General features: G+C 43.7%; 7 protein-coding genes. 1 reads left to right on the top strand and 6 read right to left on the bottom strand.

The window, feature by feature from the left end; genetic code table 11:
• Positions 1 to 131 precede the first annotated feature (131 nt).
• Positions 132 to 545, top strand: coding sequence for a VOC family protein (locus C7R93_RS22120; RefSeq protein WP_106840837.1), 414 nt, complete (start codon positions 132 to 134; stop codon positions 543 to 545).
• 23 nt (positions 546 to 568) lie between these two features.
• Here C7R93_RS22120 and C7R93_RS22115 read toward each other — a convergent pair whose 3' ends face one another.
• From C7R93_RS22115 to C7R93_RS22095, 6 genes are all read right to left on the bottom strand, one after another.
• Positions 569 to 844: a hypothetical protein gene (locus tag C7R93_RS22115; RefSeq protein WP_106840836.1), complete on the bottom strand. Its 276-nt coding sequence runs from the start codon at positions 842 to 844 to the stop codon at positions 569 to 571.
• 116 nt (positions 845 to 960) lie between these two features.
• On the bottom strand, positions 961 to 1419 hold the full coding sequence (locus tag C7R93_RS22110) for a GreA/GreB family elongation factor (RefSeq protein ID WP_106840835.1): 459 nt from the start codon (positions 1417 to 1419) through the stop codon (positions 961 to 963).
• A gap of 137 nt (positions 1420 to 1556) precedes the next feature.
• The gene (locus C7R93_RS30765; protein WP_244191629.1) at positions 1557 to 1697 is read right to left on the bottom strand and encodes a hypothetical protein; all 141 of its coding nucleotides are present in this window, start codon (positions 1695 to 1697) and stop codon (positions 1557 to 1559) included.
• On the bottom strand, positions 1645 to 2853 hold the full coding sequence (locus tag C7R93_RS22105) for a diguanylate cyclase domain-containing protein (RefSeq protein WP_244191621.1): 1209 nt from the start codon (positions 2851 to 2853) through the stop codon (positions 1645 to 1647). The genes C7R93_RS30765 and C7R93_RS22105 overlap by 53 nt, the downstream gene beginning before the upstream one ends.
• A 394-nt stretch (positions 2854 to 3247) precedes the next feature.
• Positions 3248 to 5362: an RCC1 domain-containing protein gene (locus tag C7R93_RS22100; protein ID WP_106840834.1), complete on the bottom strand. Its 2115-nt coding sequence runs from the start codon at positions 5360 to 5362 to the stop codon at positions 3248 to 3250.
• 78 nt (positions 5363 to 5440) lie between these two features.
• On the bottom strand, positions 5441 to 6016 hold the full coding sequence (locus C7R93_RS22095; protein ID WP_106840833.1) for a TetR/AcrR family transcriptional regulator: 576 nt from the start codon (positions 6014 to 6016) through the stop codon (positions 5441 to 5443).
• Positions 6017 to 6056: the final 40 nt, after the last annotated feature.

Raw genomic sequence — 6056 nt, 5'->3', positions numbered from 1 at the left:
TTTCTTGGGTAACAGTTCACGCTAGCGTCTTGGGACCTATTTTTCTATGATTCTCGAAGTATATTTGCTCATGTATCTTTCCATCATAGAGGTGAAGATTGGAAAATACACAAAACAGGAGTGAGTGACCTTTGAGCGTCAATGTCTACCTTACTTTCAATGGGAACTGTCAGGAAGCAGCCGAATTCTATGCAAAAGTCTTTCGTACAGAACCACCACAATTTATGAGATATGGCGATACGCCACCTGATCCGAATTTCACCATGCCTGAAGAAGCGAAAAATCTCATTATGCACACACGCCTTGTCATTGACGGAAGCTCTGTCATGTTTTCCGATGTATTCCCTGGCATGCCTTATGTCGAAGGAACAAACATCAGCCTAGCCATCGTCAATAAAGACCTTGAGGGCATTCACTCGTACTTTGAACAATTAAAAGAGGGCGGAACTGTCAGAATGGAACTGCAAGAGACGTTTTGGAGCAAATGCTATGGCAGTGTCGTCGATCGATTTGGTATCGAGTGGCAGTTTAATTACGAGGAATAGCGATCAGGTGAAAAGCATGCAATTCAGTCCTCTGAATTGCTTTTTTTGATGACTCCAAACCCTACCCTGGATGGGAGATTCTTTACATCCTCACTGTGATAAGCATGGATGATATCCGGTACATACTCTTCCGTCAATCGTATGCCTGCAAGAATCATTTCCTTCTCTTCCTCTATCACACTGAAGAACGGGTCACCACATTTTTCGCAAACCATCACCCACCGCTCTTCCAACTTTTGCAGGCGATTCATATCCCATTGCACATCTTGCTTACATGTTGGGCAGGCAATAGTTTTCATCGTCTTTTCCCCCTGTACTCACGGCTTGCTTTTCTTGCATTTTACTAGAAATGACAAAAAAAGACACTAACATCGTGTTAGTGTCTTCTTATATGATCGATACGATGGTTAGATTCCTATGGTGACGAGAATCCCCCCATATATGTAAAGCTTATCTCCCGCACCTGCACCTGCTGCCTGCCGACCGGACTTTCCAGCACAACAGAATCGTGTGGAGCCGCTAGCAGCAGTTGCCTGCCTATGGGCGATAAGAATGAAATTCTGTTGTTATCCGGGTCAATGTCTGTGGGGTATACCACAGTAAATGACTCCTCAAATTGATCATCTTCAAATAGCACTTTTACGTTGCTGCCTAATAACGTAATTGCTTTAAGTGATTGAAATAGTGCACTGTCTTCTTTTGCCAAAAGGTTTTCGAGTGTTTGCTTGTAACGCTCCACAATCTCATCGATGGCTTGCTTTTCTTTCCCATAATTCCGTACATATTGATCGTAAAAGAGTGAATACTGCTCGTCAAAAAAGACGAGCTGGTTGATCAGATGATTTCTGGTGCCATTCAAAATACTAGGGTTCATAGTAGATTTCACCCCCCAGTTGTTTTTCATAGACGTGTTTGATGAACGTAATGTTCTTCATCGGAAAAGCCCTCCTTAAAAAAATAGCCCCCGAAGGGACTCTCATCATTGTATCAATAATTTCAAAATGATTCCATCTACTGTTTAGGAATGCTTTGCAGAGGATGATCAAAACGATCACGCTCCGGCATAAAGAATGCTTCCTTCAATGTCCACGTGCCAATCTCAAAGATCAAGCCCGTTTCTTCCGCTATCGGGATGAACACACCCGGTGACAGAATTCCTTTTTCTGGATGATCCCACCGAGCGAGTGCTTCCACGCCAATAATCGAGATCATTGGTAAAAAACTGAAATCCGTTTTTCCCGTTTTTCTTCACTTCGTACATGGCAGCATCTGCATTTTTGAGCAATTGCTCCTCACTGCATCCGTGATCGGGATACACCGCGACACCAATACTCGCAGTGACGTAATAATCTTTTCCTTGCAAAAGATAGGGAATCTCAATTTCCTTTACCACCCGATCAGCCAACGTCGAAAACTTGTGGTCATCTTCAGCATTTTGGCAGATCAGTGTGAACTCATCACCACCCATACGGGCAATCGTCACATCGAATCCTTCCGCGCTTGTTTTGATCCGATTGCTCACTTCTTGCAAAAAACGATCCCCGTACGTATGGCCAAAAAAATCATTAATCATTTTAAAACGATCGATGTCCAGTACCAGCACAGCAAATCGCGTACCTTTTTCTCTATTATTAGCAATCGCCTCCTGCAAGGCTTGATGGAGCTTCCTTCTGTTCGGCAAGCCTGTTAATTCATCATGAAACGCTTGATATTCAATCATCGACTTGGCGCGCTGCTCCAGTATACGTGTCTGGTCTTCGTAAGCCTCCAGTACCAACTGCTGCTCAAAGCTGAGCAGCTTCGTAATGGCTTGTGCCAGTTTTTTCGAGTCAGGATACATTTCTTTCCGATCATCTATGATTCGCATAAGTGTGCCTAATAGGTTTTGAAAAGAACCCATGTACCACTTGGGAGGAAGTCCGATTTTTTGATGGACCATCGCAATCTTCAAGCGTTTTTCAATGAAGGTAGGATCGATCCGGCCGTCAAACATTTCGATTAAATGATTCTTTATGATTTGACGTAAACGGTCAACGGTAGTGTGCTCCATCACAATATGTTTCAAAGAGTCCACATGGAGAATCGATTCATAAAAAGAAGAAGTAATCTGCTCAATTTCGGTCTCAATGACAGGACGAAACGCTGCGATTAACTGCAAATCCTCTTCCGTCAAGCTAATCATGTTCATTTGTGCTAAAACTTCGGTGTTTCCTTCTATTAATATCCGAGCAGAATCGTCTGCCGGAGAAATCGACGGTTGGCAGCATGCAGTGCTTTTTTCTTTGGATGAACTTGATGACTTCTGCATTTACATAGATTCTCCTTTTCCATGGAACCAACGTACTTCTAGGCTCAGGCTTATTCATAAATATACGTTCGACATAATTCTACATTGTCCTCCCATGTTTATCCATGACAATGATGAATACTACTTCACGGGAAAAAGAGACGACAAAAGAAATCATGAAGCCGCAAACGATTATTGCACGAGAATTTGAACGGGGAAAGCACCGGCAAGCCGAACATCTACTATTTACGGCAATATTAGAACGCTAATCTTACATCCTCTTCAACAAAGTTGGTACGTGAACACACAAAAGCAGCGACAGACTAGGTTTTTCGGGTTCCTAGTTCTGTTACTGCTTTTTTAACCAATGATTCTATTAAATTGACTTCGATTTCTTAATAGGGTTTTGAGCCTGTTACTGTCTGACCTTATCTGGTTGAAGCTGACCTTTTCCGTATGGATTATCACCAATAAAAACGATCTTATCATCTTCGGTGACAAGCACATGGTAATGCGAGCCTGGCCCTTCGATCGCATAGTCGTACAAAGAGGAAATCAGTCTAACAGGACCAGCCACTTTTTGTTTTTTAAGCGGTTCCCATTCGTGTTCGAAGATTTGCCCATCCTTGGTTATCCGCAGACGTCCGCTCATCATGGCAATGTCTTCTTCGGTTTTTGGTTCCAGCTTCACTTTGATAGCTCCTGCGTCATTACCTTCGCTCTCTGGGTAAACCTGAATTTCGTGAACCTTGCCTGCGTCATTGATCGCCCATACTGATGCGGTATCCTTTGTATAACGGACAAAATACTCAGGCGCGAGCTCCCGAATCCCTTCTAAACCAGCTATCTGCGCAAATGAAGTGAACGGTTCATCATTCTTCCGTTCTGCGTACAATACTTGACCATTTTTCGTCACAGCAAAAAACGTATAAAGATTGGCATAAAGCTTACTCACATCCGCAGCTACTTTAGAATCTAGTTTGAGGGTTTCCACTTTTTGTGGGCGCAAGTTCGTGGTGACAGATAACCCTCCGCGTTCTGCGGAATCATAACTGAATTCCACCGTCAGGAATTGGTCATCTTCTGTACGCAACAAGAGATGCTCCTCTCCCCCAACGAAATCCTTGATGCGTGAAGGCAACGCCAATGTTTCACAGCTGCTAAATTCACTGGTCCACAACTGAATTTGTCCATTCTCATTCAAGGTAACGGGCGAATCCAGGATGCTATCCATTGTTTTTACTTTCTTAGGTCCTTTCACTTCATATGGCACTCGATCCAAGCCGAAACCCCATACAGAACCATCATTACGCACGAAGTATGGTTTATCCAGCTCTGTTACAACCTGCTTTACATCACGTAATTCGCCCAATTCTGTCCATTTGTCAAAAGTAACAGGGATTCGACCCAGCTGTCCTGTCATATTGCTGCCAAATGAATAGACGTTTCCTTTCTTATCGAGAGCAATCACATGATCTGTGCCCGCTTGTACGTCGGTGATATCAGAAAGACCTGCTAGTTTGACAGGCTCCTCGAGCTCATTTTCTAGATTCGCACCGAGCATTCCAAGTGTATTATGTCCCCATCCCCAAACAGTTCCGTCCGCTTTTACGATCAAGTACATTCCTTCTCCGCCAACTGCCATCCGCGTAGCACCATCTGCATGAGCGGCACGCACTACTTTTTTATCTTTTTTTGTACTGTAGCTATACACTTCGCCTTTTTCTGTTTGGATCAAGGCGCGATCCGTATAATCGACGGCTACCTGTTTGACTTTCCCTGAGATATCTATTACCTGTACATTTTCTGTGTGAAGCTCTCCGGATTTGCCATCGAGATAGAGAAGCTTCCCTTGGTCATCTACTGCAAACAAGGAAAAGGCAGAGCTATACAAGTCACGGATATTTGAAAACTTCGTCACCTTCTCTACTGCTTTCGCTCCTTTTTCCCATTTCAGTACGGTACCATCTTCTTTTAGTAAAAAGAGTACGCCTTCATGAAGATCGAGCTGCTGAATTTTCTTGATTTTATCCAGGCCGGCCAGTTTTTCAGGTGCCTTCTTCTCATCGATCTGCCATACTTCAGCTGCGCCCGTAAGGACATAATCCGTCGTGACTTGCTTGGCATCTTTAATCCCGGCTAACTTTTGTGGTTCATAATTCTCGTCAGATTGATATCCCCATTTCCACACTTGCCCATCCTCGGTGAAGGCATACGAAATGCCCGGTCTCCATCCATAACCTGCTTCATCAAAAATGATGCCTGTTGCAATGGCAGTAATCCCTTCCATTACCGGCTTATTCTCTAATGGTTTCCAGGACTTCATCGTCGTGTCCGAGTCATCCGCTACCGCATCATCTTGACTGCAAGCCTGCAACTTCACCTCGGTATTGCCCGTAGTACCAGCTGATGCTTCTACCTTTTGGGAATCTGTTTTCGCAGGGGATGCAGCAACAACCCCACCCGTCGTCAATAGGGAGAGTACCGCGGTATAGCTCAACAATGTTACCCATTTCTCTCTTCGTACCATCATGAATCTCCTCGCCATCTTCTAATGTAAACAATTGTAAGACGCTGGAAACTCGAATTGGGTTACTGTTTTTTTCGATTACTTTAACACGCTTCTCACTGTTTCAGCCCAGATATCCCTCTGATCAAGCTCAATCCCCATTAGCATGTAATTACTGATATTATCAACGACGAGTGCTAGAATATGAGCTTTTGCTACGACACGATCAGGCGTGACGACACCTAACTCTATCCCTCGCTCCAATAAGGAGGTAAAGCCCTGCAAAAAATCTTCTTGCATCAGACGCAGCTTGTCACGGTACTTCTCTTTTTGACTGACAGATAGTAGAAATTGATTGAAGACACGCAAAAAGGCATAATCCTCTTCCTCGCTCGGCAATAGCTTCAACCCATTTTCGATAAGGAGTTCCACGAAATTGTCAGCTGTAAAATCCGTAACCGTGAAAAAATGGGAAAATGTATAGTTTCCAAATAGTTGATCAAACAAATAATCGAGCAGTGCATCCTTTGATGCAAAGTGGTAGTAAATCGCCGGCTTGGTGATCCCTACTTCTGTAGCAATCATCGTCAGGCTCGTCTTTTCAATCCCATGCTCCGCGAATAATTGAAAGGCTGCTTCCACAATATGTTGATGTGTTTTATTATCTTTCGACATGAATGACGTCTCCTTTGGCAAATCGATCCTATACGTTTTA

The organism is Brevibacillus fortis, from assembly GCF_003013395.1.
Lineage (GTDB): Bacteria > Bacillota > Bacilli > Brevibacillales > Brevibacillaceae > Brevibacillus > Brevibacillus fortis.
Note: the sequence above shows the minus strand (reverse complement) of the source record. Positions and strands in the feature narration are given on the sequence as shown.

Coding starts and splice junctions, on each gene's coding strand:
- C7R93_RS22115 (WP_106840836.1), bottom strand. CDS start 844: ATGAAAACTATTGCCTGCCCAACATGTAAGCAAGATGTGCAATGGGAT.
- C7R93_RS22110 (WP_106840835.1), bottom strand. CDS start 1,419: ATGAACCCTAGTATTTTGAATGGCACCAGAAATCATCTGATCAACCAG.
- C7R93_RS22105 (WP_244191621.1), bottom strand. CDS start 2,853: ATGCAGAAGTCATCAAGTTCATCCAAAGAAAAAAGCACTGCATGCTGC.
- C7R93_RS22100 (WP_106840834.1), bottom strand. CDS start 5,362: ATGGTACGAAGAGAGAAATGGGTAACATTGTTGAGCTATACCGCGGTA.
- C7R93_RS22095 (WP_106840833.1), bottom strand. CDS start 6,016: ATGTCGAAAGATAATAAAACACATCAACATATTGTGGAAGCAGCCTTT.